The organism is Pandoraea iniqua, from assembly GCF_902459685.1.
In the GTDB taxonomy this organism is placed as follows: domain Bacteria; phylum Pseudomonadota; class Gammaproteobacteria; order Burkholderiales; family Burkholderiaceae; genus Pandoraea; species Pandoraea iniqua.
Genome location: NZ_CABPSF010000008.1, coordinates 248,312 through 271,921, shown reverse-complemented (window position 1 = coordinate 271,921; position 23,610 = coordinate 248,312). Strand labels below are relative to the sequence as shown.

At 63.1% G+C, this 23,610-nt stretch carries 24 protein-coding genes; 12 read left to right on the top strand and 12 right to left on the bottom strand.

The window, feature by feature from the left end:
- Nucleotides 1-29 precede the first annotated feature (29 nt).
- Entirely contained in the window at nucleotides 30-1,217 is a 1,188-nt protein-coding gene (locus PIN31009_RS23655) for an ABC transporter substrate-binding protein (protein WP_087686540.1), read from the bottom strand.
- Between the two features lie 188 nt (nucleotides 1,218-1,405).
- Between PIN31009_RS23655 and PIN31009_RS23650 the strand changes: the two genes are divergently transcribed.
- A complete protein-coding gene (locus tag PIN31009_RS23650) occupies nucleotides 1,406-2,374 on the top strand; it encodes a LysR family transcriptional regulator (protein ID WP_150791740.1) in 969 nt (322 codons plus the stop codon).
- 2 nt (nucleotides 2,375-2,376) lie between these two features.
- On the opposite strand, the gene PIN31009_RS23645 is transcribed toward PIN31009_RS23650, so the two are convergent.
- Nucleotides 2,377-3,396, bottom strand: coding sequence for a LysR family transcriptional regulator (locus PIN31009_RS23645; RefSeq protein WP_425495510.1), 1,020 nt, complete (start codon nucleotides 3,394-3,396; stop codon nucleotides 2,377-2,379).
- A gap of 98 nt (nucleotides 3,397-3,494) precedes the next feature.
- Between PIN31009_RS23645 and PIN31009_RS23640 the strand changes: the two genes are divergently transcribed.
- On the top strand, nucleotides 3,495-4,724 hold the full coding sequence (locus PIN31009_RS23640) for an MFS transporter (RefSeq protein ID WP_150791739.1): 1,230 nt from the start codon (nucleotides 3,495-3,497) through the stop codon (nucleotides 4,722-4,724).
- An 87-nt stretch (nucleotides 4,725-4,811) separates the two neighbouring features.
- Here PIN31009_RS23640 and PIN31009_RS23635 read toward each other — a convergent pair whose 3' ends face one another.
- Nucleotides 4,812-5,651 carry an arylamine N-acetyltransferase family protein gene (locus tag PIN31009_RS23635; RefSeq protein ID WP_150791738.1) on the bottom strand — a complete coding sequence of 280 codons (840 nt, stop codon included), beginning with the start codon at nucleotides 5,649-5,651 and terminating at the stop codon, nucleotides 4,812-4,814.
- A 211-nt stretch (nucleotides 5,652-5,862) separates the two neighbouring features.
- Here PIN31009_RS23635 and PIN31009_RS23630 point away from each other — a divergent pair, with 211 nt between their 5' ends.
- On the top strand, nucleotides 5,863-6,297 hold the full coding sequence (locus PIN31009_RS23630; protein ID WP_150686294.1) for a GFA family protein: 435 nt from the start codon (nucleotides 5,863-5,865) through the stop codon (nucleotides 6,295-6,297).
- A 33-nt stretch (nucleotides 6,298-6,330) separates the two neighbouring features.
- On the opposite strand, the gene PIN31009_RS23625 is transcribed toward PIN31009_RS23630, so the two are convergent.
- The gene (locus tag PIN31009_RS23625; protein ID WP_150686293.1) at nucleotides 6,331-6,867 is read right to left on the bottom strand and encodes a glyoxalase superfamily protein; all 537 of its coding nucleotides are present in this window, start codon (nucleotides 6,865-6,867) and stop codon (nucleotides 6,331-6,333) included.
- Between the two features lie 343 nt (nucleotides 6,868-7,210).
- On the opposite strand from PIN31009_RS23625, the gene zapE reads away from it, so the two are divergent.
- Nucleotides 7,211-8,242 (top strand): cell division protein ZapE, encoded by a 1,032-nt coding sequence (gene zapE / locus PIN31009_RS23620; RefSeq protein ID WP_150791737.1) that lies wholly within the window; start codon nucleotides 7,211-7,213, stop codon nucleotides 8,240-8,242.
- Here the strand turns inward: zapE and PIN31009_RS23615 are convergent.
- From PIN31009_RS23615 to PIN31009_RS23605, 3 genes are all read right to left on the bottom strand, one after another.
- Nucleotides 8,226-8,420 (bottom strand): helix-turn-helix transcriptional regulator, encoded by a 195-nt coding sequence (locus PIN31009_RS23615; protein WP_058376017.1) that lies wholly within the window; start codon nucleotides 8,418-8,420, stop codon nucleotides 8,226-8,228. The two genes, zapE and PIN31009_RS23615, sit on opposite strands and share 17 nt — an antisense overlap.
- 35 nt (nucleotides 8,421-8,455) lie before the next feature.
- Nucleotides 8,456-8,830 carry a hypothetical protein gene (locus PIN31009_RS23610; protein ID WP_150791736.1) on the bottom strand — a complete coding sequence of 125 codons (375 nt, stop codon included), beginning with the start codon at nucleotides 8,828-8,830 and terminating at the stop codon, nucleotides 8,456-8,458.
- Nucleotides 8,831-8,938: 108 nt separating this feature from the next.
- Complete coding sequence (locus PIN31009_RS23605) at nucleotides 8,939-9,829, bottom strand: LysR family transcriptional regulator (RefSeq protein ID WP_150791735.1); 891 nt, start codon at nucleotides 9,827-9,829, stop codon at nucleotides 8,939-8,941.
- A gap of 112 nt (nucleotides 9,830-9,941) precedes the next feature.
- Here PIN31009_RS23605 and PIN31009_RS23600 point away from each other — a divergent pair, with 112 nt between their 5' ends.
- From PIN31009_RS23600 to PIN31009_RS23585, 4 genes are all read left to right on the top strand, one after another.
- A complete protein-coding gene (locus tag PIN31009_RS23600; RefSeq protein WP_150791734.1) occupies nucleotides 9,942-10,718 on the top strand; it encodes an NAD(P)H-dependent oxidoreductase in 777 nt (258 codons plus the stop codon).
- 94 nt (nucleotides 10,719-10,812) lie between these two features.
- Nucleotides 10,813-11,439 (top strand): LysE family translocator, encoded by a 627-nt coding sequence (locus PIN31009_RS23595; RefSeq protein ID WP_087722674.1) that lies wholly within the window; start codon nucleotides 10,813-10,815, stop codon nucleotides 11,437-11,439.
- A 250-nt stretch (nucleotides 11,440-11,689) separates the two neighbouring features.
- Nucleotides 11,690-12,340 (top strand): hypothetical protein, encoded by a 651-nt coding sequence (locus tag PIN31009_RS23590; protein WP_150686287.1) that lies wholly within the window; start codon nucleotides 11,690-11,692, stop codon nucleotides 12,338-12,340.
- A 114-nt stretch (nucleotides 12,341-12,454) separates the two neighbouring features.
- Nucleotides 12,455-13,216 carry a 3D domain-containing protein gene (locus tag PIN31009_RS23585; protein WP_150791733.1) on the top strand — a complete coding sequence of 254 codons (762 nt, stop codon included), beginning with the start codon at nucleotides 12,455-12,457 and terminating at the stop codon, nucleotides 13,214-13,216.
- 112 nt (nucleotides 13,217-13,328) lie between these two features.
- Here PIN31009_RS23585 and PIN31009_RS23580 read toward each other — a convergent pair whose 3' ends face one another.
- The 3 genes from PIN31009_RS23580 to PIN31009_RS23570 form a co-directional block, all read right to left on the bottom strand.
- A complete protein-coding gene (locus tag PIN31009_RS23580) occupies nucleotides 13,329-15,005 on the bottom strand; it encodes a metallophosphoesterase (RefSeq protein ID WP_217426831.1) in 1,677 nt (558 codons plus the stop codon).
- 93 nt (nucleotides 15,006-15,098) lie between these two features.
- Complete coding sequence (locus PIN31009_RS23575; RefSeq protein ID WP_174997363.1) at nucleotides 15,099-16,463, bottom strand: MFS transporter; 1,365 nt, start codon at nucleotides 16,461-16,463, stop codon at nucleotides 15,099-15,101.
- A 36-nt stretch (nucleotides 16,464-16,499) separates the two neighbouring features.
- Complete coding sequence (locus PIN31009_RS23570; protein WP_150791731.1) at nucleotides 16,500-17,225, bottom strand: DJ-1/PfpI family protein; 726 nt, start codon at nucleotides 17,223-17,225, stop codon at nucleotides 16,500-16,502.
- Nucleotides 17,226-17,276: 51 nt separating this feature from the next.
- Between PIN31009_RS23570 and PIN31009_RS23565 the strand changes: the two genes are divergently transcribed.
- Together PIN31009_RS23565 and PIN31009_RS23560 are read left to right on the top strand one after the other, a co-directional pair.
- Nucleotides 17,277-18,278: a GlxA family transcriptional regulator gene (locus PIN31009_RS23565; protein ID WP_150791730.1), complete on the top strand. Its 1,002-nt coding sequence runs from the start codon at nucleotides 17,277-17,279 to the stop codon at nucleotides 18,276-18,278.
- Between the two features lie 101 nt (nucleotides 18,279-18,379).
- The gene (locus PIN31009_RS23560; protein ID WP_150791729.1) at nucleotides 18,380-19,225 is read left to right on the top strand and encodes a hypothetical protein; all 846 of its coding nucleotides are present in this window, start codon (nucleotides 18,380-18,382) and stop codon (nucleotides 19,223-19,225) included.
- A gap of 293 nt (nucleotides 19,226-19,518) precedes the next feature.
- Here the strand turns inward: PIN31009_RS23560 and PIN31009_RS23555 are convergent, their stop codons facing one another.
- Nucleotides 19,519-20,355, bottom strand: coding sequence for an SDR family NAD(P)-dependent oxidoreductase (locus PIN31009_RS23555; protein ID WP_150791728.1), 837 nt, complete (start codon nucleotides 20,353-20,355; stop codon nucleotides 19,519-19,521).
- 81 nt (nucleotides 20,356-20,436) lie between these two features.
- Nucleotides 20,437-21,093, bottom strand: a complete 657-nt coding sequence (locus PIN31009_RS23550; protein WP_150686280.1) for a TetR/AcrR family transcriptional regulator — start codon at nucleotides 21,091-21,093, stop codon at nucleotides 20,437-20,439.
- A gap of 89 nt (nucleotides 21,094-21,182) precedes the next feature.
- Between PIN31009_RS23550 and PIN31009_RS23545 the strand changes: the two genes are divergently transcribed.
- Nucleotides 21,183-21,980, top strand: a complete 798-nt coding sequence (locus tag PIN31009_RS23545) for a class II aldolase/adducin family protein (protein ID WP_150686279.1) — start codon at nucleotides 21,183-21,185, stop codon at nucleotides 21,978-21,980.
- Nucleotides 21,981-22,106: 126 nt separating this feature from the next.
- Nucleotides 22,107-23,504, top strand: a complete 1,398-nt coding sequence (locus PIN31009_RS23540; protein ID WP_150791727.1) for an MFS transporter — start codon at nucleotides 22,107-22,109, stop codon at nucleotides 23,502-23,504.
- The last annotated feature ends 106 nt before the right edge of the window (nucleotides 23,505-23,610 follow it).

Below are 23,610 nucleotides of genomic sequence, written 5' to 3'. Positions count from 1 at the left end.
GCGAGGCCGTTGCCCGGCAGTTGAAGCATTTATCGCGCTGCGGCAGTCGTCTTCACGAGCGGGCAGGTCGACTTCGACAACGGTTGGAACGCTTCGGTGGCGGGCACCGTCGCAACCGTGGAGTAGTAATCCCACGGGCCCTTCGACTCGGCGGGCGCCTTCACGCGGAACAGATACATGTCGTGAATTACGCGGCCATCGGGGCGAATCGAGGCGTTATGCATGATCGGATCGCGAATCGGCATTTCACGCATCTTTTGCGCAACCACCTTGGCATCCACGCTCTTCGTCGCTGCCACCGCGCGCAGGTAGTGCAGCACGCTCGAATACACGCCGGCCTGCACCATCGTCGGCTTCAGGTCCTTGTACTTTTTCTGGAAGCGAGCCGACCACGTGCGCGAGGCATCGTCGAAGTCCCAGTAGAAGCCATCCGTGAACATCAGCCCTTGCGCGGTATTCAGACCGAGCGCGTGCACGTCGGAGAGGAACACCAGCAGCGCCGCCAGCTTCTGCCCGCGTTGCACGATGCCGAATTCGCGCGCCTGCTTGAGCGCGTTGACGGTGTCTTGCCCGCCATTGGCGAGCGCCACCACTTCCGCCTTCGAGCTTTGCGCCGACAACAGGAACGAGGCGTAATCCGACGCGTTGAGCGGGTGGCGCGATTGGCCCACCACCGTGCCGCCGAGCGCCTTCACGTTATCCGCTGCGTCTTTCTCGAGCGAGTGCCCGAACGCGTAATCGACGGTGATGAAGTACCACGTCTTGCCCCCGTTCTTGACCATCGCGCGCGCCGTTGCGGCCGACTGCGAATAGGTGTCGAACATCCAGTGGAAGCCCGTGGGCGAGCAGTCTTCGTTGGTGAGGCGTGTGGTCGCGGGGCCCGAGAACAGCGCGATGCGCTGCTTGTCCATCGCGATCTTTTGCACGGCGAGCGCCGCGGCGGAATTGGTCAGGTCAGCCACTGCGTCGACGTTGTCGCGATCGAACCATTCGCGGGCCTTGTTGGCGGCCACGTCCGCCTTGTTCTGGTTGTCGGCCGAGACCAGATCGATCTTCATGCCCTTACATTCGGCGGCCAGACAATCGTCGATCGCCATTTGCGCGGCCACCACCGAGCCCGCGCCGCCCATTGCCGAATACGTGCCCGACATGTCGGTGAGCACCCCCACCTTCACCGGACGGTCCGGCAATTGCGCCATGCTGCCAACCGACGTCATCCCAAAACCCGCGCCCAGTCCCAGCGCGAGCAGCCACGGCTTGATCTTCATCGCTTTGTCTCCTGGTTTTTATCGTGCGTCGCTGTCGTCTATGCGCAGCGCTCATGAATTGTATTTGTGCGAATTTGCTTTACATAGCACATAGCTGCATCTACTTTGTGCATAAATGCACATAGGAGACGGCGCCCATGGCGACCCGCAAGCACGCATCCCCCACCCCCGTCACGGGAGCCGAGCCGCGCCCCGACTGGGACGACCTTCGATACTTTCTGGAAGTGGCGCGCACGCAGCGCGTGAGTGCGGCAGCGTTGCGGCTGGGCGTCGATCACACGACGGTCTCGCGCCGCGTCCGGGCGTTGGAGCAATCGCTCGGCACGTTGCTCTTCGACAAGTCGCGCAACGCGGGCTTTGCCCTCACGCACGAAGGCCAGCAGTTGCTCGTGCATGCCGAGCAGATGGAAACCACCTTGCAGTCGGCCTGCGAGCAGGTAGCCGGCTTAGGGCAGACGCTCTCCGGCCACGTGCGCATCGGCTCGACCGAGGCCTTCGGCACGTATTTCGTCACGCCCGTGCTCTCGCACTTTCAGCGCGAATACCCCGCCATTCAACTAGACGTATTGCCGGTGCCGCGCTTCGTGAGCCTGTCGAAACGCGAGGCCGACATCGCCATCACCATCGAGCGGCCGCAGCGCGGGCCTTATGTGTGCAGCAAGCTATGCGACTACCGGTTGCAGTTGTACGCGACGCCCGGCTATCTCGCGCAATACGGCGGCATGGAAACGTTTGCCGACCTGAGCGGCCGCCGTTTCGTCAGCTATGTCGACGAGTTGTCGTTCAGTAACGAGTTGCGCTATCTGGAAGATGTCGTGCCGGGCTGCGACGTGGTAATGCGCAGCACGAGTGTGATCGCGCAATATCAAGCCGCGTTGCAGGGCGAAGCATTGGCGATTCTGCCGTGCTTCATGGCCGCGCAAGACCCACGGCTCGTGCCGTTGCTGGTCGACGAGGTGGTCGTCACGCGCAGCTTCTGGATCTATTGCCACGAAGAGTTGCGCACGCTCAAGCGCATCACCACGCTGTGGGACTACCTGCGCGACGCGGCCCAGCGTAATGAAGCGCTGTTGCAGGGCAAAGCCGGAAAGCTCGTGCAGGCGTGAGGTTACAAATCGCGAATCTTGCGCTGCTCGCTGTCGATCACCGACGGCACCGCAGCGCGCATCGCTTCGACAAAGCGCAGCAAGCGCGCCGGGTAATGCTTCGCGTAGGGATAGATGATGTACATCGGCAACGCCGTCGAGCGCCAGTCCGGGATGAGTTGAATCAGGCGCCCCTGCGCAACGTCTTCGGCCATCACCCACGCCGAACTCACGCCAACGCCCAGCCCGCGCAATGTGGCGCTGCGCAAGACATACAGGCTGTCGGTACTCATGCGCGGTTCGAATGTCACTCGCGCACTTTCTCGGGTGTCCTTGTGCGTGAGCGTGATGTCATTGCGATAGAACGTCGTCAGCGCCAGCCACGGCATCTGCGCCAGCTCGTGCGGATGCGTGGGCAAGCGCCGGTCTTGCAGCAACTCGGGAGAAGCCACCACGATGCGCGGTACGTCGGTCAACGTGATCGCCACGTTTGACGGGTCGCGTAACTCGCCCACGTGAATGGCGCAGTCGATGCCTTCCGCAATGAAATCGGGTTCTCGATCCTGCAAGAACCAGTGCACCTTGATGCCCGCATAGCGCTCGAGAAAACTCACCAGCGGGCCCACCAGCAACTCTTGCCCGAACGCGTGCGGCGCCAGCACGCGCAACGTGCCTTCCGGCTCTTCGCCGGTGCCGCGCAAATCGGCTTCGAACGCCTCCCAGCTTTCCACCAGCTCTTTCGCGCGGGTAAAGCAACGCTCCCCGTCCTCGGTGAGTTTCATCTGATGGGTGGAGCGTTGCAGCAGCCGCAGCCCCAGCGAGCGCTCCAGCATTTGCAGACGGCGGCTGACCGTGGGCTGCGTGGTGCCCAGCAGCGCCGCTGCCGCCGACAGGCTGCCCGCTTCGACAATGCGCACGAAGGTCTGCATCAGCTCGACGCGGTCGGCCCCGCTGGCCTTGAGGGCTGGGACGCCCGGGGCAATGATTGGCGTTTTTTCCGTCGGGAGGTTAGGTGAATCAGGCGATTCCGGGGCTTTGGTCATACGTCGCACGTATAAAGGTTCTACGGATTATAGGTCTACCGCTGCACTGCACCAAGGGCGACACTACGCCCCGTACTGTGACCTCACTGGAGCAACGCATGAGTTCCGCCCAGCTTTCCAATGCCAGTCCGTCAGACACCCGGCCTCAGCCGGAACTGTCGGCGCGACTGATTCTGCTACTCGCCGCCGGCGCTGGCCTGACGGTGGCCTCGCTGTATTACGCCCAGCCGATGCTGGGCATCATGACCGACGACATTCACGCCGCCAACACGACCGTCGGCTGGGTGCCTACGCTCACGCAACTCGGCTACGCGCTCGGCATCTTGCTGTTAGTACCGCTCGGCGACCGGTTCGACCGCCGCCGTATCGTGCTGATCAAGGGTGCGGCCCTGTCGCTGGCACTGCTGCTCGCCGCCGTGGCGCCGGGTATCGGCACGCTGCTATTTGCGAGCCTCGCCATCGGGCTGACGGCCACCATGGCGCAGGACATCGTGCCGGCCGCCGCTGCACTCGCCCCCGAATCGATTCGCGGACGCGTGGTCGGCACGGTGATGACCGGCTTGCTGCTGGGCATTCTGCTCTCGCGGGTGATTTCGGGATTCGTCGCGCAGAACTTCGGCTGGCGGGCGATGTATGTCGTCGCCGCCATCAGCGTGGCAGGCTTCGGCGTAGTGGCTTGGCGCGGTCTGCCGTCATTCCATCCGACCACGCAGATGACCTATCGCCAATTGCTCGGCTCGGTGATCGGCCTGTGGCGCAAGCACCCGGCACTGCGCCGTGCGGCGCTCGCGCAGGGACTGCTCTCGGTGGCCTTCAGCGCCTTCTGGTCGACGCTGGCGGTGATGCTTCACGAAGCGCCGTTCCATCTGGGCGCGGCAGCCGCCGGGGCATTTGGTCTGGCCGGTGCGGCCGGTGCACTGGGCGCCCCGCTTGCCGGACGCATTGCCGATCGCAAGGGGCCGCAGGTGGTCACGCGTCTCGGTGCTGCACTGGTGGCCGTGTCGTTTGCGGCGATGCTTTTTGCCCCGTTGCTCAGCGCCCATGCCCAGTTGTGGCTGATCGGGCTGGCCGCCATCGGCTTCGATCTGGGGGTGCAGGTAGCGCTGGTCTCGCATCAGACCATCGTGTACGGGATCGAACCGCCTGCTCGCAGCCGCCTGAACGCCGTGCTTTTCGTCGGCGTGTTCATCGGCATGTCGGTCGGTGCCGCACTCGGTGCGCAAGCGTTGTCGCTGTGGGGCTGGACGGGCGTGGCGTCGCTGGCGACGCTCGCCGCACTCGGCGCACTGGCCGTGCGGATGTGGCCGGGGACGGTGGTCGCCGATTAATGACGGATTGATCGCTGCCGCGAGCGTCAGCAAGACAAAGGCCGCGTCCCGTTAGGGCGCGGCCTTTTCGTTGGTGCTTCGGGCAAATCAACCAGCGGCTAGCGCGGCGCCGGCTTGCGCGCGCCGGAACAGATCGTCGATATCGACGTCGGTAACGTTCAGGCCGAAGCGTTCTCGCACCAGTTGTTCGAGCTGAGCCGACGAAGTAATCTCGGTCTCGTTGACCAACTCACCGCGCATCCCGCGCTCCGTCATCCGCGTGTTCAACACGGCGATCCGGCCCTGCGGCAGCGCACGGCACAGCATCAGCGTCTTGCGAAACACCGACTCCGGCGCGGCCGACGTGAACCAGTTGCCCAGCTTGTAATCGACCCACTCCGCCGGACGCGTCACAAAGCGATACACCGGCAGCCACTTGTCGGCCGATTGCACGCTCAAGTGATACTCGCCGTCGTCGGCCACCGCGAAACGATACGTTTCGAGCGGAGTTGCCTGCGGTTCGGTCGAATGCAGACGCAGCGGCGCAGTGAGCGTGACCGAGCCGAAGCCCACGTCGGCCAGCCACGCTTCGCCGTCCAGATCCACGCGCAGCAGCATATGCGTTTGCGACGCTTCGGCATCGAACGTGCGCCCCCACACCACCCGGCCGATCAGCGGCGTGACGGCAAAGCCGAGGTACTGGAGTGCCTTCGCGAAAATCAGGTTCTGCTCGAAGCAGTAGCCGCCGCGACCGCCATCAATCAACTTGCTCACCACTGCCGGTAGATCGATGTGAACAGGACGCTCGCGCAGGGGGTCAAGATTTTCGAACGGAATGGTCAGCGGATGCAGCGCGTGCACGCGACGAAAAACGTCGAGCGTGGCTTCATGCGGACCGGTATAGCCGATGCGCTGAAAATAGCGCGCCGGATCGAAAGCGTCGGACATGTCTGGCGTTCCCGTGACGAGAGATGCCAGTACGTTACCGCATCGCCCGCACGCGCGGGCAAAGCCCGAGTTTCGAAAGGGACATTCCTGCCGTGTATGAGCGATGTGGGCCTTAGCAGCCTGTGACTTTCGGTAGGATTCACCACGCACCGGCTGCCGTATCCTGACGCCTTCGCGCTCACGCGCCTGCCATCGTCTCGGGATTCGTTCGATGACAACAACCACCCACACCCTGTCCGTGACCTGCCAATGCGGTGGCGTCACGATGCAATTGCGCGGCGAGCCTGCCGCTCGCGCCAACTGCCATTGCAACGCCTGCCGCGACTTTTACGGCACACCGGTATTGGCCGCGACGGCGTGGTCGCCGGACCAGCTAAGCATGGCGGGTGCGACAAAGGTTTTTTCCCATCCGGCCCGCAGCCTCACGCGACGCTTCTGCCCGCAATGCGGCGAAACGTTGCACGGCACCAACCGGCTGGATATGTGCGTCGTCCCCAACGCGCTGCTCGCGCGGGCACACGACGGCCAACTGCCCGCCGCCCTGCGCCCGACGATGCATCTGTTCTATCGCCACCGGCTATTCGACGTGCGCGACGACCTGCCGAAGTATCTCGACGGTTGGGACGGCCCCGTGCACGACGAATGACGATGGCGACGACGGAGTCGCGTGCCGATCCGGTCAGCCGTTCGACTCGCAGAAGCGGATGTGGTTATTGAACGGATCGGTGACCGTCATCTGCTTGCCCCAATCGAGTTCTTCGATGCCGGGGTTCATGTTCGGGTAGCGTTTACCGGACAGTTCCTGCTGATAGGCCGTAACGCCATGCATGAACACGAATGTCGTGGCACCCGGGCTGGCGTCGCCGAAGTGGCCCGACAGATGCAGCGTCATGCCTGCACGCGAGACCTGACAGTAGAGCGGCATGCCGTCGGCAAAGCGGTGTTCCCAATCGAGCCGGAAGCCGAGAAAGTCGACATAGAATTCGCGTGCTTTCGCTTCATCGAAAATCCGGTGAATCGGGGCGACGGTGTCGAAGACGATGCCGTCGGCGCCGGAGGCCGAGGCCAGCTTCGCTGCGAGCACGTTCCAGTCCGCAAAGCCGAACTGGGCGGCGACGGACTCGAGTGCCTGCGCGTGGGAGATATCGATGCCCTCGCGCGAAAGACGGTCGCGCAGGGATTTGGCCATGATTTTGGCGTCGAGATAAGTTCGCATGTTTGCCATCCTTGATAGCGTTCTACGGCGACGGGGCTGATCAGTGCTCGCGTTGCTGATGCGTGTCGCCAATGGAACGGGACGGACATGCCAGACATTTGACTTGCGATGCTTTCACCGTGCCCGGGTTGCGGGTGCGAGCGGCAGGCAGCAACGGCCTTGCCGGCGATTCTAGCAGCAATCGCCGCAAAACCGGAAGCACCCCGGCCATGCCGGAATGCGATGACTTCGCCCCGAATTCCCTATTGGCCGACGGCGCGCCGCGCCGGTATAGTGGCGCTCGTTGACACCGCCCCCCGCCACGCTTGGCGGACCGGTCGTTGTATTGCGGAGCCCTATTCTCATGATCGACGCCGCGCGCGTAATGCAAGCGCTGGCCGAGCGCCACGTTGTTCCCGATAGCCGTCAGCGTGATGCTCTCGCGGCCCTCACTGCCCTTGGCACGCCCGCCAGTCCCTTCGACGGTGTGTATTGCTACGGCCAGCCCGGCCGTGGCAAGAGTCTGATGGTCGACACGGCGTTCAGTGTGGCCGCCGGCGAAAAGCGCCGGGTGCACTTCCACGAATTTCTGCGCGACATGCATCGTCAGCTCGTGCGCGAACCCAAGTGCGACGACCGGCTCGCCGCCGTCGCCCATCGCTGGCTCACTGGTGTGACGTTGCTGTGCTTCGATGAATTCCACGTGCACGACATCGCCGACGCGTTTTTGATCGGCCGCTTTCTCGATATCGCGCTCGCCCGTGGCGTGAAGCTCGTGCTGACGTCGAACTACGCGCCGCAGGACTTGTTGCCCGATCCGGAATATCACGCACGTTTCGAGGCGACCATTGCGGTCATCGTTCAGCGCTTCGCCATCGTGCATTTCGACGGCGCCACCGATTACCGGATGGGAGGCGAGCCCGCGTCGCTCTCACGCTGGATTGCGCCGCTCGATGTGGCGAACGACGTGCTGCCGCAGCACTTTGCGCAACTCGAAGGCGCGCCGCCGGGCGCAGCGGCGGAAGTCTCGCTGGCGGGCCGCCCGCTAGCGGCACGCAGTTCGGGCGAACATGTGTTGTGGGCGAATTTCGACGACTTGTGCGTCGCGCATCGTTCGCATCTGGACTATCTGGCGCTGGCGGAACACTGGCAATCGCTGATTGTCGACGCGTTGCATCTCGAGCGACTACGCCGGCCCGACACCTTGCAGCGATTTCTCTGGCTGGTGGATATCTGCTACGACCGGCAGCGCACGTTGATCATCGCCTCGGACGCGGCGTTGATTCCCGCGCTCGATGCCATGCGCGACTGGCGCGATCTCTCGCGCACGATCAGCCGACTCGCCGAGATGGGGTCGCTCGATTACGAGCACCGTACGCTCACTCGCCCTCGCTGAAGATTTGTTCGATCGGCAGACCGAACACGCGGGCAATCGCAAACGCTAACGGCAGACTCGGGTCGTAGCGCTGGTTCTCGATCGCATTGACGGTCTGACGCGAGACGCCCAGCGCCGTGCCCAAATCGCTCTGCGACCAGCCGCGCGCGAGGCGCAATTCCTTGACGTCGTTTTTCATCGTATGTTGTCGCGTACGCGCATCCGATCACCCAATCAGCGATACCGGGCGGCGCACAGTTGCCCCGCCACAATCCACAACGCACACATCAGCGGCCACACCACGAACAGTGAAAGCTTCGGGAACCCGATGCCTTCGAGAAACCCGTAAGCAAAGGTGATCAGGCCCGTCCCCGCGAACGCGATGGCAAACGCCTCAAGCTGAATGCGTTGCTGCAACTCATCCATCCGCCGCAAATTCCGGACGATGGCCCAGCACACGCCTGCGCCCGGCAACACCGGTGTCAGCGCGATCAAGGCGCGCGCGTATTGCGGCAAGTCCGGCAGCGCCTGCAATACTTTGATCGACCCAATCAGCAGCACGGTGTAAGCCACCAACGCCCCGCCCAACTCCTTGACGTAAATTCGCATTGCTCAACCTCATGTAAAGGATGCTTTACACGATAGCGAAATCGCGACGTCATGTAAAGTCTCTTTTACACCCCAATCCGTTGGATCATGCGCACGGATTTGCTGCCCCTACACGGCATTCGCAATGCGCTCCCGCAGCCATTGGTGCGCCGGATCCCGGTGCACGCGCTCGTGCCACAGCATGGAAATCTCAAACCCCGGCACCTCGACGGGGGCGGCCACGATTTGCAGCGCGGGGTCGTCGCGCACCAATCGCTCGGGTGCCATGGCCACAAGATCCGACGTCGCAATCGCAGCGCGCGCAACGAGAAAGTGCGGCACCGATAACACCACGCGACGCGCATGCCCCAGCGCGGCCAGCACCTCGTCCGTCCCTGCCTGAAAACCACCGCTCTGGGACACCATCACGTGCTCCAGCGCGCAGAACTGCTTGAGCGTCGGACGGCGGCGCAGCTTCGGATGGTCGCGACGCCCCACCAGCACATAGCGCTCGGTGAATAGCTTACGGCGGCGCAGCCCATCGGGCGAGCCGTCCGTCGTGTGAAACGCCAGATCGATATCGCCCTGCTCCGCCTGCTTCGCCATCAGCGCGGGCGTCATCTCAATCAGCGCGAGACGCGTGTGCGGCGCTACGGCACGCAAGCCGGGCAGCATCGGCAAGATCACCGTCGACTCGGTGTAGTCGGTCGCGGCAATCCGCCAAGTGTGATCGGCGCGCGCCGGATCGAACGGGTCGGCCGGCGCCACCGCCTTCGACAGCGCCGCCAGCGCGTCACGCAGTGGCTCGCGCAGCGCCTCGGCTCGCACGGTCGGGCGCATGCCACGCGGGCCGGGCAACAACAACGGGTCACCCAGTAGCTCGCGCAACTTCGCCAGATGCACGCTCACCGCCGGCTGCGAGAAGTGCAGCCGTTGCGCCGCGCGCGTCACGTTCTGCTCGTCCAGCAACACGTCGAGCGTGACGAGCAGATTCAGGTCGATGCTTCGTAAATTAACCATGGTTATACCTGCAATATCAGCAATTCATTTCCAATATACCTGCTGCCCACCTAAGCTGCCTTCATTCCCTCAACGCTTTGCTGAGGTTCCCAGTTTGAAATGGAGGTTGGCAATGAATGTCCTGATCGTCTATGCGCACCCGGAGCCGCGCTCGCTGAACGGCGCGCTGCGCGACTTTGCCGTACAACGGCTCGAAGCGGCTGGACACCACGTACAAGTCTCGGATCTGTACGCCATGCAGTGGAAGGCCACTGTCGACACGCACGACTCGCTCGTGCACGAGGCAGACGCACCGTTCAACCCGTCGCTCGACTCGAAGCAGGCTTATGAAAGCGGCCAGCAGAGTCCCGACATTGCACGCGAACAAGAAAAACTGCGCTGGGCCGACACGGTGATCCTGCAATTCCCGCTGTGGTGGTTCTCGATGCCCGCCATCATGAAGGGCTGGATCGATCGCGTGTATGCCTACGGCTTTGCGTACGGCGTTGGCGAGCACTCCGATGCGCGTTGGGGCTTGCGTTACGGCGAAGGGTCGATGGCCGGCAAGCGCGCGATGCTCGTCGTGACGACCGGTGGCTGGGATTCGCATTACAGCCCGCGCGGCATCAACGGCCCGATCGACGACGTGCTGTTCCCGATTCAGCACGGCATGTTGTTCTACCCGGGCTTCGATGTGCTGCCGCCGCATGTGATGTACCGCACGGGCCGCACCGACGCGGCGCGTTTCGACCAGATGACGCGCCAGCTTGGCGAGCGTCTCGACACGCTCGCGACGACGCCACCGATTGCGTTCCGCCGCCAGAACGATGGCCAGTACGAGATCCCTGCGCTCACGCTCAAGGACGCTATCGCCCCCGGCAAGACCGGTTTTGCGGCTCACGTCGACTGACGACGTTCCCCCGGTGAGCGGCCCCGCCAGCCGCTTGCCGACGCGCAGGTTATCTGCAAGACTGGCAGCCGATTCCCCCTTTCGGTGCGTCGTCATGCAACTTTCCACGCTTGCGATTTATGCTACCGCCGCGCTCATCGGCGGCCTGATTCCCGGCCCGACCACGTTGCTGGCGCTGGCCAACGGCATCTCCGGTAACTGGCGGGTCGTGCTGGTCGGGATGTGCGGCGCGGCACTCTCCGACATTGCCATCGTCGCGGCGGTCGGTGCCGGGCTGGGCGCGTTGCTGTCGGCATCGGCCATGCTCTTCGCGACGGTCAAATGGGTCGGCGTGCTCTATCTCGTCTGGCTGGCCGTGCAGTTGTGGCGCAGCCATCCGAAGGATCTGAGTCAGGTGCGCATCAAGGCGGACATGAGCGCGCGCCGGGTATTTCTGCGCAGCTTCGGCGTGACGCTCACCAATCCGAAGATTCTGTTGTTCCTGTCTGCGTTCTTGCCACAGTTCGTCAACACGTCGATGCCGCAAGTGCCGCAGTACGCCGTGCTTGCCGTGGTGTTTGCGCTGGTCGATATCGTCGTGATGACGCTGTACGCGACCGGTGGCGTACAGGCGGCGCGTCTGATGACGGCACGTGGCCTGAAACGCCTGAACCGCGTGTGTGCCGTCGTGATGTTTTCCCTCGCGGGCGGGCTGGCGTTGTACCGAAAATCCGGCAATTGAATTCCCCGATGCCGGCGCCCCCCGCCCGGACGAAGGCTTGCCCTACCCATCGTCCATTTGAAGGATTCCCAAGGATTTTCGTTTCCCTTATTTTCTGACGCGCGTCGGTGGCATCGGGTCACCCGTCACGGCGCGTCGTAGATAGCACGTTTTGAATGACAAGTCCCCGGCGCTGGGCCAACACCGGCGCGCGGCGGGGTAAAAATAATGACGTTGCTGTAACGGCGCCAAGCGCCGCAGGGGAAACGATATGAACCGGTATTCGGCCATCACCGCCGTCAGTGCGGTGGCCATCGCCTTGTTGCCTTCTCTGGGCTGGGCGGCAAGCAATCGCTGTAACTCCGAGGCCTCGCTGCTGAACACGAGTGTCAACGCGTCACAACTCAAGCCTTTGTTCGCACCCGAGAAGAACCTCACCTCGACGTCGACCGTCGGCGAACTCCAGATCAAGCCTGAACAGCTCAACGAGCTGGAAACCACACTCACGACGTATCAGGTCTCCGGCGACGGAAAGTTGGACGTTGTCGTGGGACAAGCCAGCGCCAGCGGCAATGAATTCCTGACGATTTACTCGTTCAAGCAATACCTGTCGGACGGCGGGAAGAAGTACGGAATTTCGATCGAGATGCGCCTTCACTACATCTCAAAGTCCGGTTCGATCTCGCTCTCCAACCTGTTCGGTTTCCTCTCGGCCTCAGGCAATGCCAACAAGTTCGATGGCAGCATCAGCTTGTCGGTGCATGGCATCGGCAACACCAAGACGGCTGCCTTGTTGCCAATGCCGAGCAAGCTCGACGACAGCGCCGCTGCCCTGTATTTCTCGTACATGGGCACGCTCAAGAGTCTGATTACGGATCAAGGGACGCAAATTCTCCCGGTCATCCTCTCGGAATGCCTCTGACGGCAGACAGTGATTGCCCGCTCTCCCGCGATTTCCCGTCAGCACGCTCCGGCCTCTGCGTCGATACGCCGGGGAGTGCCGCCAGTACACAGGAACACAGGAACAGGAAGCCCCATGACGCTTCGCCGCCATATCGCTATCGCTATTGCGTTACTCGCATCGCCATTGATGGCTTACGCGGGCACCGCCCAGCAGGCCGATTTCGACTTTCCGGCGCCCACCGCCAGCGCCACGCCGAAAAAGCTGTGGGCAACGCATTACTACGTCACCACGGTCGCGAGCGTGCCCACGGGTATCCCGTTTCGCGATGCCGCCGGCAATGCACTCTCGGACAATATTTCGCCACGCGACTGGTGTCTGAGCGCGATTGAAGGCACCGTTCAGGTCACGCAAGGCAATACGCGCCACACGCTGAACTACGCGGGCACCGGCACCCAGCAGGTCGACTGTGCTGCGACGCTCAAGATCAGTACCCGCAAGAAGCCGTGGATCAAGACCACGGGAAAGAGCTACTTCGAGGTCGCCAAGGGGCCATTCGGCGACGGCGTGAACGGCTATCAGTTGGTGCCGCTGCGAACGATCGCGGTGGATAGCAGCGTCATTCCCTACGGCACCGTGGTGTACATCGCGGCGGCGCGTGGCGTCATGGTCGACGTCGATGGCGAGAAGATCCGGCATGACGGCTACTTCTTCGCAGGGGACACCGGTGGCGCCGTGAAGGGCAATCACGTCGACGTGTTCTGCGGCGCCACCTCGGCAAACTGTCTGCCGGGCGTGGTCGCCAGCGACGACAAGCACACGTTCGACGCGGTTGTGATCACCGACGCCGATATCACCCGCCGTTTGCGCGCGGCGCATGGGCGTCCGTCTCCCTGAAGCGCCCTGAAGTGCCCTGAAGCACTCTGTATCAACCGGATAGCCAGCAATTCCCCGGCTATCCGGTGTCCGACTTAGTCGCCCGGCTGCCCCTCACTGTCCCGGCAACACCTCACCCCCGGCCCGCCCCATCGCGACGCGGACGGCGCAGCGTGAATCGTTCGAAAGGCGCGATCTGGCCGTCCAGCCCCACCACGTCGAAGTAGGTCACGCGAATTTCCGTCATATCGCCGGGATGGCGTCCCGGGTCGACGTCGAACGACGCAAAACCGTACGCGCGTGCGGCATTGCGCACGGCCGACCACGGGGCATCTTCCTTGACGTAGATCGGCGGGCGCTTGCCGGTTTTCTCGTCGCGCTCGCCCACACCGGTAATGACCCGGCAGCACGGCGGATTGAACAGCAACTGATTGGACGGTGCCGAAGTGCCGCCACCGCCGATCACCATGTGAACGGTGCCCTGCGTGGTGTCGATGACTTCCGTGCCAGTAGCGACCGGAATCGGCGTCAGCGTGCCGTTGGCCTGCTGGCCCCGAATCGGGTGCGAGCGCTCGTAGTGGTGTTCATGGCCGCACACGACCAGATCGACGCCGTACTTGTCAAACAGCGGCAGCCATTCTTCACGGATCCCCAGATCGGCGCCGTTGAATTTGTCGGCGGTGGAAATAGCCACCTGATGCATGCAGACGATCAGCCAGTCGATTGACCGGTCGGCGCGGGCGGCCGTCAGTTCCTTTTCTAGCCATGATTTTTGCGCGCCGTTGGAATAACCGCGCACGTAAGAGTCGCCGGCGTCCTGATAGCACACGTCGTCGTTAGCGATGGCGATCACACGTACGGCACCCGCCGTGAAGGCGTACCAGAGGCCACGCGTTACATCGGACTGGCCTTCGGCGGGGGGCACCGAGAAATACGTCTGGTAAGCCTGATAGCCGATCGGTCCGTTGCCGAGTTCGTTCTCGTGATTGCCCGGTGACGGCATCCACGGGCGATTGCGGGCACTGCGCGTGTTGTTGTTCCAAAAGTCCCACCACGTGCGCACGCGATCCTGCGCGAGATTGGCGTAGCAAAGATCGCCATTGAACAGGTGGAACAGCGGGCGCAAACGCTCGACGCCAAGCACCGTATCGCCGGCCACCGGCGAGCCGAGGTTGTCGTTCACATAGGTGGGCGGCAAGGTGACACCGGCCGGCGGCGTGAAGAGTTTGCCGAGGGTCGGCGTGCCCTGATCGCCGAAACTGGTGAAGCGCAGCGGCTGGCGTCCGCGTGGTGCCGTGCGGAACGTGCCGAATTGCGGCTCTGCGCCGTCGTGCAGCGCGGCGTAGAGATACGCGGAGTCGGAAGCCAGCGCGCCAATCTTCGCGTGATAGGCATATACGGTCTGTTTCGACTTGCCGTCGACATAGTGCACTTCGTCGGCAGCGACCGTTTTCTCTAACCGGCCGTCAGGACGGCCGAGCAGTACGCGAGGACGCTTGACCGGCTGGAGCGTGTGCCACGACACCACGATCTCGCGCGAGGCGTCGGCACCGAACTGAAGATGCAGGCCCGCGACCGGCGGCGTGGCGACGGGGTCGGGCGAGCTGCCTGCCAGTGCCGGGGCCGTCGTTGCTACCGCCGCCTTGCCTGCGGCTTCGGCACCCAGCGGCGCCATCATCCCCACGGCACCGATGCCCGCTGCGGCGAGCAGGCGACGGCGGGCGAGATCGGGCATGACGTCAAGATGCGCGTCGTGATTCACGTCGTAAATTGCGTCGCCATCATCGGGTTGGGTGTCGTGAGCAGTCATCGCAGAGGCCCGGCAGCTTGGTAGGGACCTCCACGTTAGACGGCCAATGTGACAGTGTTCCGATGACCGATGGGCAAACAGCCCATTGCCCGGCTACCGGACAGCCTCCCCGCGCTCGATACGCATTTGCGAGTGCCGTGCCGATGCTCGGGAGTTCCCGAGCACGGTCGCCACGACACTCAGCAAGCCGACCAGCGACACCGCCGTGATGAACAAGCCCGGTGCGGCGCGGTCGTGGGTGGCACTCGTCAGCAACGAGGTGACGAGCGGCGTAAATCCGCCGAGCAGCGCCGCCGCGAGGTTGTAGGCAATGGCTAGTCCGCTGAACCGAAGACTGGTCGGAAACAACTCCGACGCGAGGGCGCCGAACGTTCCCGCAATGAACGACACCGCGACGGCCGCCAGACCGAAGAGCAGAAACGGATGGGCAGCCCCCGTCGCCACGACGACATAGAACGGATAGCTTCCCGCAGCAATCAGCACGGCGCCCAGCATGTAGATCCGGGCCTTGCCGAACGTATCGCTCAAATAGCCGACGATGACAATGCAGACCGACATCGTGGCGATGGCAAACATGACCAGTTCGCTCGCGGTGTTCGCGGGGTAGCTCGCCACTTGCATGAGGTACGGGACCATCGCCACGCTCAGCAGCGCGATGAGCGCCTGATTCAAGCCCACGATGCCGATGGCCGCGACGATCTGGCGCCAGTGGTATTGCACCACCTCGACGGCCGGCAGCCGGGCACGCTTATGCTGTTTGATCGACAGAAAGAGTTCGGTTTCCCGTAACCCGCGACGCATCAGCGCCCCCGCAGCTCCCAGTCCGCCACCGACAAGAAACGCGATGCGCCAGCCGTACGAAAGCATGTCGCCTTCCGTCAGCGTGGCGTGCAACCCGACGCTGACAAGCGTCGCCAGCAGGCTCCCCGAATTCACACAGGCAAACATCACGCCGCACGCGAGGCCGCTGCGTTTCGGGGCGGTCTCCACGACATACGCGATGGCCCCGGGCAACTCGCCGCCAATGCATGCACCTTGCAAGAACCGCAACGCCACAAACGCGATACTGGCCGTCACGCCGATGGATTCGTAGGTCGGCATGAGCGCCATCCCTGCGGTCGTCAACGTCATCACGACGAGCGAAAGCTGGAATGCCACACGACGGCCGAACTTGTCGCCGATATGACTCAGCACCAGCCCGCCGAGCGGTCTGGCGATGTACCCCACGGCGAAGGCGGCGAACGTCGCGATCAATGGCGTGGTGCCGATGCTCGTCGGGAAAAATGACCTCGCGACGTAAGTGGCAAAGATGCCGTAGACGATGAAGTCATAGAATTCCAGCCCGCCACCCACACTCGCCAGAAAAATCGTGCGCCAGTCGATGGGCGCGTCTGGCCCGTTTTCTGGCACGTTTGCTGGCGCGTCTGGCGACGCATGCTCGCCTGTTTCGTTGTTCATGTGCATCGCGTGTCTCCTGTTCGCCGTCTCGCCCGCTCAGAAGAACGGATAGCCACCCGGTTGGGTCACGGTCTCGCCGATCGCCTGCGACGCCGCCAGCACGGCCTTCAACCGATTGCTTTTGCGTTGTGCACTGGCCAGCGTCAGCCGCTCGACCACGGCCGCCGGTGCGACGTCGGGCGTGCCTGCGCGATACGGCGGTTCGGGGTCGTATTCCAGCAACAACTGAATCCCTTGGGCGGCCTCGACGCCGACGATCTCGCCGACCACCTTCAACGCCATGTCGATCCCAGCGGTCACGCCGCCAGACGTGAAAAACCGGCCGTCGATGGTCATGCGCTGACGGCTCGGCACCACGCCGAAGTGCCTGAGGAATTCCACCGCTTGCCAATGGCAGCTGGCGCGGCGCCCGGTAAGGCAGCCCGTCGCCGCAAGCAGCAGCGACCCGGTGCAGATGCCGAACACATACGCGGCGTGGGCCGCCTGATCACGAACGAACGCGACGAGCGAGCGGTTCAGCATCGCCTCGTCCACCCCGGGGCCGCCGGGCACCACGAGCAGGTCGTACTGCGGGGCGTGTGAAAAATCGACCGTCGGCATGAATGCAAATCCTCGCGCGCAACGCACCGGCGACAAGGTCTCGCCGATGAGATCGACGGTCCAGCCGGGCACGGCACTCAAGACTTCCAACGGGCCGGTCATGTCCAACTGGGTCATCCCCGGGAACATCACTACCCCCACACGAAACGCGGCATTCGTCATACCATCGACCCTCACATCAGAAATGAACGAGCCGATTCTAGGAGGTGAGAAATGGAAAAAAACTCAAATTCCCCACCTTTCCTGCCACCTCCACCACGCAACGTCGTCTTTGTCGTATACGACGGGTATCAGCCGCTCGATCTGGCCGGTCCGATGCAGGTTTTCGCGCTGGCGAATCGTGACCTGCCGTCTCCCCCGTATGTACTAACCACCGCAACCGTACGCCCCGGGCGCGTGCGCGCCAGTGCCGGCCCCGACATCGTGGTGGACGCAGGTCTCGACGCCATTGCCGGTGCCGACACCGTGCTGATCCCCGGCGGACCGGGCGTGGACGACGCCTGCGCAGACCCCGACCTTCGACGGGCGATTGCCGACGGGCACGCGTCGGTCCGGCGACTGTGCTCGGTATGCACGGGGGCGTTCCTGCTCGCAGCGGCGGGCGTGCTCGACGGCCGTCGCGCCACGACGCATTGGGGGCGGTGCGATGATTTGCAGGCGGCTTACCCCAAGGTCACCGTGCAGCCGTCGCCAATCTTCGTGAACGACGGCAACGTGTGGACATCGGCCGGTGTTACCGCAGGCATCGATCTCGCACTCGCGCTGGTCGAAGCGGATTGCGGCTACCGCGTAGCGGCGTCGATTGCCCGCAAGCTGGTGGTGTACCTGCGGCGGCCCGGCGGACAAGCGCAGTTCAGCGAGACGTTGCTGATGCAGGAGCGCGCGGGGGCAGCGGAGTTCTCATCGCTGATGGCCAAGGTGGCATCAAACCTTCACAAGACGTGGAGTGTCGATGATCTGGCCGCCGAAATGGGGCAGACGTCACGCACGTTTCAACGGCGCTTCCGGCTCGCCATGGGATGCTCGCCATTCGCCGCCGTGCAGGAAGTGCGGATTTCCCGGGCCCGGGTGATGCTGGAGACGACGACCAGTGGCATTGCCCTCGTCGCCAGTCGCTGTGGATTCGCATCGGAAGAGCAGATGCGGCGCGTTTTTCAGCGCAAGTTCGGGTTGCCGCCCACAGCCTTTCGCAGTTTCTTCGGTCAGGACGCTTAATAGATTAAATATCTTTGAACGGATGCCGTTATCTCTGCGGTGGACTCGCCGGGGATGGCCTGTCGTTCATGTGAGATTTGTGAGATAGCGGAAAAATGAATTTGAGCATTCGATATTGCGTTGCCACTGCACTCCTCTGCGCCCTGCTGACGGGCTGCGAAGACTCGGAAATCGGCACGGTGAAAGCGGCCAGCTACCCGGGCGATCAGACCCACACCTACGGCTCCGCGTTGTCGGATCGTGCGGTCTGCAAGAGCACTAGTTGGAAAACGTTCAAGGACGCGAGCAATCGGTCGGCCGTGGAGTATCGCTGCGAGCTCAACGACGCCGTCGCTGCGCTGAACAAGGTCCGTGACGCCCAGATCGACGACCTCAACGGCTACCTCAAAGCGAGCAACGACAACCTGAGCAAAGCTATCGAGGGCACCGCGGGCGACGCGGATCGCTACGCAAAACTGCTGGAAGAAAAGAAAGCGGTCGTTCAGCAAATCGATGAAAAGGCTCAGGTGCAACTGGCCGGCATGGACGGCCCGTCTGCGCTGAAAGCCAAGCAGGTGTTGGATGCCTCGCGCGCTTACGCCGTCTCGGAAGTCGAGCGTTATCAGGCAGAGCTGGACAAGGCCAAGGCCGGCGGCAATGCGGAGTCGCTGAAAGCCTCGATGCAAAGCTATCAGGACCGGGTGACCACCGACATTGCCAGCCTGCACGCGAAGTACGACGGCGTGAAATCCGTGACGGAAGTCATTCAGTGGGCCGTGAACGACAAGACCGTCGTACCCACGTACTTCGGCTTTGAAATCGACTCGGCAAACGGCAAGCAAACCGTCGACAAGTCGTCGCAGTTCACGGGATATCTCCGACAGATCGTCGCGAACCGTGGTCAGGATTACGTGACGCTCGTGGCGCCGACCTTGCTGGCCGGCGTTGCCAATACGACCGGAAAGTAGCGGGCAAATAACGAGCAAATAACGGTCGACTGTGATTTGTCTCAGTTTCGCCAATTTCCCCTGCCGGGTATCGTTGCATCAACTCGCCGACACAGCGAGACCGATGAAACCCAACACTGGAGGTGTGAAATGCCCTGGATGGCTATCTTGGACGGAATGGTTGCAGTGGGTTCGTGGGCTAGCCGGCTGGCTCCGGTCGCAAAGTTCATATCGGACACCGCAAGCCTCTTCATGTAAGCCCCTGCGGCGGGTGTTGCACCCGCCGCAAGACTTCTCTTACCTGTAGCCCCGTTTTACGCTGCGCCGGCGCGCGCCAGTTCGCGGAAGTTCATCCAGTGCGAACTGACCAGCCAGCCAGCGTCGACGGGCAAGCTGACACCGGTGATGGCGCTCGACTGGTCGCACATTAGGAAGCTCACCGCCGCCGCGATTTCATCTGTACCGACCAGACGTCCCAACGCCGAATGCGCCTCGATGGCCGATGCGCTGCGTTTGCCGGTCGCAAGCTTGTCTTCAAAGATCGGTGTGAGCGTGAAGCCCGGCGCCACCGAATTCACCCGAATGCCCGACGCGCCAAGTTCTCCCGCGGCCAGTTGCGTCAAGGCCCCCAACGCCACCTTCGTGGGCGAATAGGCGTGCAGCGGTAGCGGACGCAGTTCGTTGATCGACGTGATGTTGACCACGGCGCCCGCCCCGGCCTGTGTCATCAGCGGCGCAAACGCGCGCAGGCAATGCTGCGCGCCGAAGTAGTTCACTTCCCAGACACGGCGCTGCATGGCGTCGTCCATGTCGAGCAGGGGCATGGCGTCCTGCAACAAGCCCGCCACATTCACGAGCCCTGCTACGCCGCCGCGTTCACGCAGCGATGCGGCGAGCGCGTCGACGGCGGCATGATCGGTCACGTCGATGGCGGCCAGCGCCATTCCCGGTGTATCGGCACGCTCACCGAAAACGTCGCGCAGTCGCGCCAGATCGAGGTCGGTCGCCACCACGTGCCAACCATCGTCGTAAAGACGGTTGGCGACGGCCAGACCGATGCCGCCGCTCGCACCCGTCACGACGACGGCGTGTCCGCTATCGCGCAACGCGTCCAACGAGATGCGCTTCGCGCGGCCAGAAGAAGTGTTCATACAGGGCGTCTCCGTCAGGTTGTGTCGTTGTTTTAATTTCTAAACTATTCGTTTAGTTTATTCACAACCCGGTTCGACGCGTCAAGCTTTTTTTGCACGCCGTGCAGACTTCACAGCCAAGGCCGGCACCGTGCCATTCGGACCGATCAGGCCCTGCATGACGAGGTTCACGTGCTCACGTACGAACGCGCGGGTCAACGGCTTGTGGCCGACGAGCAGGCGGTAGTAGAGCGGCGCATAGAGAATATCGAGCACGACATCGGGATCGCCCGGCTTGATGAGCCCGCGCGCCACCGCGTCACGCACAATCTCCACGCCCTGCTGGCGGCGGGCCGAGACATAGCCGTCGCGAAATGCCTGCGCGATCTCCGGGTCCGACTGCCCTTCCGCGATCAGCGCGCTGATCATCGTGCCCATCGGTCCGCAAAACTCTTCGGCCATCTTGAGCAGGCGGGCAAAGATGCTGTCGAGCTTCAATTCCTCCGGATACGGCAGCGCCTGCCCGGCTTCGCGCAGAAACGCCGTCATGATCACCGACGCGCGGTTGGGCCACCACTTGTAGATCGTCGCCTTGCTCACACCGGCAGCCGTCGCAATGGCCTCCATCGTCGTGGCGGCCAACCCCTGCTCCAGCAACAACCGATAAGCCGCGTCGAGCACAGCGCGCTCCGCTTCGACACTACGTTTGCGACCGCGCCGGCCTGACGTGGAAGATTCGGGATTCAACTGACTTGACATTCGCTCGGTCCAGACAAATACTAAACTGAACGTTTAGTTTATAAATATCGTCGCCGCTTTGCTAGCGGTACGTCGGTTCGGAGAACGGAATGCAGAAGTCTGACACAGTTTTTTCTTCATTTGACCTGCCTGCCGGCGAAGTGCTCGCCGACACCGGCACGACGCCGGCCGAGCAGCGCGTGCGCGAGGATCTCGCAGCGGCGTATCGACTGTGTGCACTCAATGGCTGGGACGATCTGATCTACACCCATTTGTCGGCACGCGTGCCCGGGCCGCAGCATCACTTTCTGGTGAATCCGCTGGGCTTGTCGTTCGACGAGATCACGGCGTCGAACCTCGTGAAGATCGACCTTGAAGGCCGCGTCATCGGTCACTCGCTCTATCGTCCCAATGCGGCCGGCTTCGTCATTCACGGGTGTATCCACGCCGCACGCGAGGATGCTGCCTGCGTAATGCATCTGCACACCGAGGCCGGCATGGCGCTCTCCGCACTGGAAGACGGCCTGTTGCCGATCACTCAGCACGCGATGCGCTTTGTCGGACGTCTCGGCTATCACGACTACGAAGGCATCGCGCTGACCACCGACGAGCGCGAACGGTTGCTGGTCGACTTGGGCGAGCACACGGCGCTCATCCTGCGCAATCACGGCACGCTCACTGTCGGGCGTTCGGTCGGACATGCGTTTGTGGAAATGTTCTATCTGGAGAAGGCGGCGCGCGCGCAACTGCTCGCGCAGGCGACGGGCGCTGCACTGCGAATTCCGCCGCATGACATTGCCGCCTTGACCGCCGAGCAATGGGTGACGGATCTGCGCGGCTCGGGCGATCGCGAATGGCCGCCGCTGTTGCGCAAGCTGGAACGCCACGGGCATGAATACAAGCTGTGAGGCTGGCGTGAGGGCCACGTCGGTAATGAGTCAGTAAATCGTAGAGAAGTCGTGCAATACCGCAAGTTCGTATCACCCAGCTGGCAGCGACCAGCATTCATAACAGCACCATGACGGAGACACCCCTTGAACCCGACCCCCGCATCTCAGGCGAGTCCACCGGTCGCGAGCGGCGATAACGCTGCCGCGCTCGACTCGCGTCTCGCGCAGGAGACGATCAGTCAGCTACTGCGCCGCATTCTGCCGTTTCTGATTCTCTGCTACATCGTGGCGTTTCTCGACCGTGTGAACGTCGGCTTCGCCGCGTTGCATCTGAACGGCGATCTCGGCTTCACCGCAACCGTCTACGGCTTCGGTGCGGGCATCTTCTCGATTGGCTATTTCGTCTTCGAGGTGCCCAGCAACCTGATCCTTCACCGGGTCGGCGCACGTATCTGGATTGCCCGCATCATGGTCACGTGGGGGATCGTCTCGGCGGGCTTCGCGTTCGTGTCGGGGGAAACGTCGTTCTACGTGATGCGCTTTCTGCTTGGCGTGGCCGAAGCGGGGTTCTTCCCGGGCATCGTGCTCTACCTCAGCCTCTGGTTCCCGGGACGGGCCATGGCGCGCGCGACGGCAATCTTCATTCTGGGTCTGCCGCTCGCGGTGCTGATCGGGGCGCCGTTGTCCACCGCCATCTTGAGCTCGTTCCACGACTTCGCCGGTCTGCGCGGCTGGCAATGGATGTTCCTGCTCGAAGGCGCGCTCGCGGTGGTGGTGGGTGTCATCGCCTATTTCGTACTCGGCAATTCACCGGACAAGGTGACGTGGCTCAGCGCCGCCCAACGCGACTGGCTCGTGCGCACGCTCGCACAGGAACGCGCTGCGAAAGAAAGTGCGCGCCAATACAGCGTGATGCAGACACTACTTTCGGGCAAGGTGCTGCTGCTGGCCTTCGCTATCTTCTGCAACATCACCGCGCTGTTCGGCATCACCTTGTGGATGCCGCAGATCATCAAGGGCATCGGCGGTCTGGACAACACCCGTGCCGGGCTGCTCAGCGCCGTGCCTTATGTGTGCGCCGGCGTCGCGATGGTCATCAACGCGCGGCATTCCGACAAGACCGGTGAACGGCGCTGGCACATTCTCGTGCCGGCAGCGATCGGTGCCGTCGGGCTGGTGATCGCGGGGAATGCAACATCGCCGGTCGTGGGGATCGTCGGGCTCTGCATCGCCGCGTCGGGGATTCTGGCGTCGAACATCCTGTTCTGGCCGCTGGTGCCCATGTTCCTGACGGGGGCTGCGGCGGCAGCCGGTATCGGCCTCGTGAATTCGGTCGGCAACCTTGGCGGTTTCGTTGGCCCGTATCTGACGGGCTGGGCGAAGGACACCTTCGGTGGATACGGCGCGAGCATGAGCACGCTCGGCGTGATGGTGCTGCTCTACGGGCTGCTGCTCTTCGCGTTCCTGACGGTGGCGACGCGACGCGCAAGTGACCCGAGCCGTCACGTTGCGCCGGGTGCCGCACGTACGCCTGCGCATTGATTTGACGACGCGCGACACGAGTCGCGCGCGGCTTTATCGATTCCTCACCTTCTTCCTTACCTTCTTCTGTTCCCGCATCGCCCGTTCATCGGGTGATGCGCGATCG

Coding starts and splice junctions, on each gene's coding strand:
- PIN31009_RS23655 (WP_087686540.1), bottom strand. CDS start 1,217: ATGACGTCGGTTGGCAGCATGGCGCAATTGCCGGACCGTCCGGTGAAG.
- PIN31009_RS23650 (WP_150791740.1), top strand. CDS start 1,406: ATGGCGACCCGCAAGCACGCATCCCCCACCCCCGTCACGGGAGCCGAG.
- PIN31009_RS23645 (WP_425495510.1), bottom strand. CDS start 3,396: ATGACCAAAGCCCCGGAATCGCCTGATTCACCTAACCTCCCGACGGAA.
- PIN31009_RS23640 (WP_150791739.1), top strand. CDS start 3,495: ATGAGTTCCGCCCAGCTTTCCAATGCCAGTCCGTCAGACACCCGGCCT.
- PIN31009_RS23635 (WP_150791738.1), bottom strand. CDS start 5,651: ATGTCCGACGCTTTCGATCCGGCGCGCTATTTTCAGCGCATCGGCTAT.
- PIN31009_RS23630 (WP_150686294.1), top strand. CDS start 5,863: ATGACAACAACCACCCACACCCTGTCCGTGACCTGCCAATGCGGTGGC.
- PIN31009_RS23625 (WP_150686293.1), bottom strand. CDS start 6,867: ATGCGAACTTATCTCGACGCCAAAATCATGGCCAAATCCCTGCGCGAC.
- zapE (WP_150791737.1), top strand. CDS start 7,211: ATGATCGACGCCGCGCGCGTAATGCAAGCGCTGGCCGAGCGCCACGTT.
- PIN31009_RS23615 (WP_058376017.1), bottom strand. CDS start 8,420: ATGAAAAACGACGTCAAGGAATTGCGCCTCGCGCGCGGCTGGTCGCAG.
- PIN31009_RS23610 (WP_150791736.1), bottom strand. CDS start 8,830: ATGCGAATTTACGTCAAGGAGTTGGGCGGGGCGTTGGTGGCTTACACC.
- PIN31009_RS23605 (WP_150791735.1), bottom strand. CDS start 9,829: ATGGTTAATTTACGAAGCATCGACCTGAATCTGCTCGTCACGCTCGAC.
- PIN31009_RS23600 (WP_150791734.1), top strand. CDS start 9,942: ATGAATGTCCTGATCGTCTATGCGCACCCGGAGCCGCGCTCGCTGAAC.
- PIN31009_RS23595 (WP_087722674.1), top strand. CDS start 10,813: ATGCAACTTTCCACGCTTGCGATTTATGCTACCGCCGCGCTCATCGGC.
- PIN31009_RS23590 (WP_150686287.1), top strand. CDS start 11,690: ATGAACCGGTATTCGGCCATCACCGCCGTCAGTGCGGTGGCCATCGCC.
- PIN31009_RS23585 (WP_150791733.1), top strand. CDS start 12,455: ATGACGCTTCGCCGCCATATCGCTATCGCTATTGCGTTACTCGCATCG.
- PIN31009_RS23580 (WP_217426831.1), bottom strand. CDS start 15,005: ATGACTGCTCACGACACCCAACCCGATGATGGCGACGCAATTTACGAC.
- PIN31009_RS23575 (WP_174997363.1), bottom strand. CDS start 16,463: ATGAACAACGAAACAGGCGAGCATGCGTCGCCAGACGCGCCAGCAAAC.
- PIN31009_RS23570 (WP_150791731.1), bottom strand. CDS start 17,225: ATGACGAATGCCGCGTTTCGTGTGGGGGTAGTGATGTTCCCGGGGATG.
- PIN31009_RS23565 (WP_150791730.1), top strand. CDS start 17,277: ATGGAAAAAAACTCAAATTCCCCACCTTTCCTGCCACCTCCACCACGC.
- PIN31009_RS23555 (WP_150791728.1), bottom strand. CDS start 20,355: ATGAACACTTCTTCTGGCCGCGCGAAGCGCATCTCGTTGGACGCGTTG.
- PIN31009_RS23550 (WP_150686280.1), bottom strand. CDS start 21,093: ATGTCAAGTCAGTTGAATCCCGAATCTTCCACGTCAGGCCGGCGCGGT.
- PIN31009_RS23545 (WP_150686279.1), top strand. CDS start 21,183: ATGCAGAAGTCTGACACAGTTTTTTCTTCATTTGACCTGCCTGCCGGC.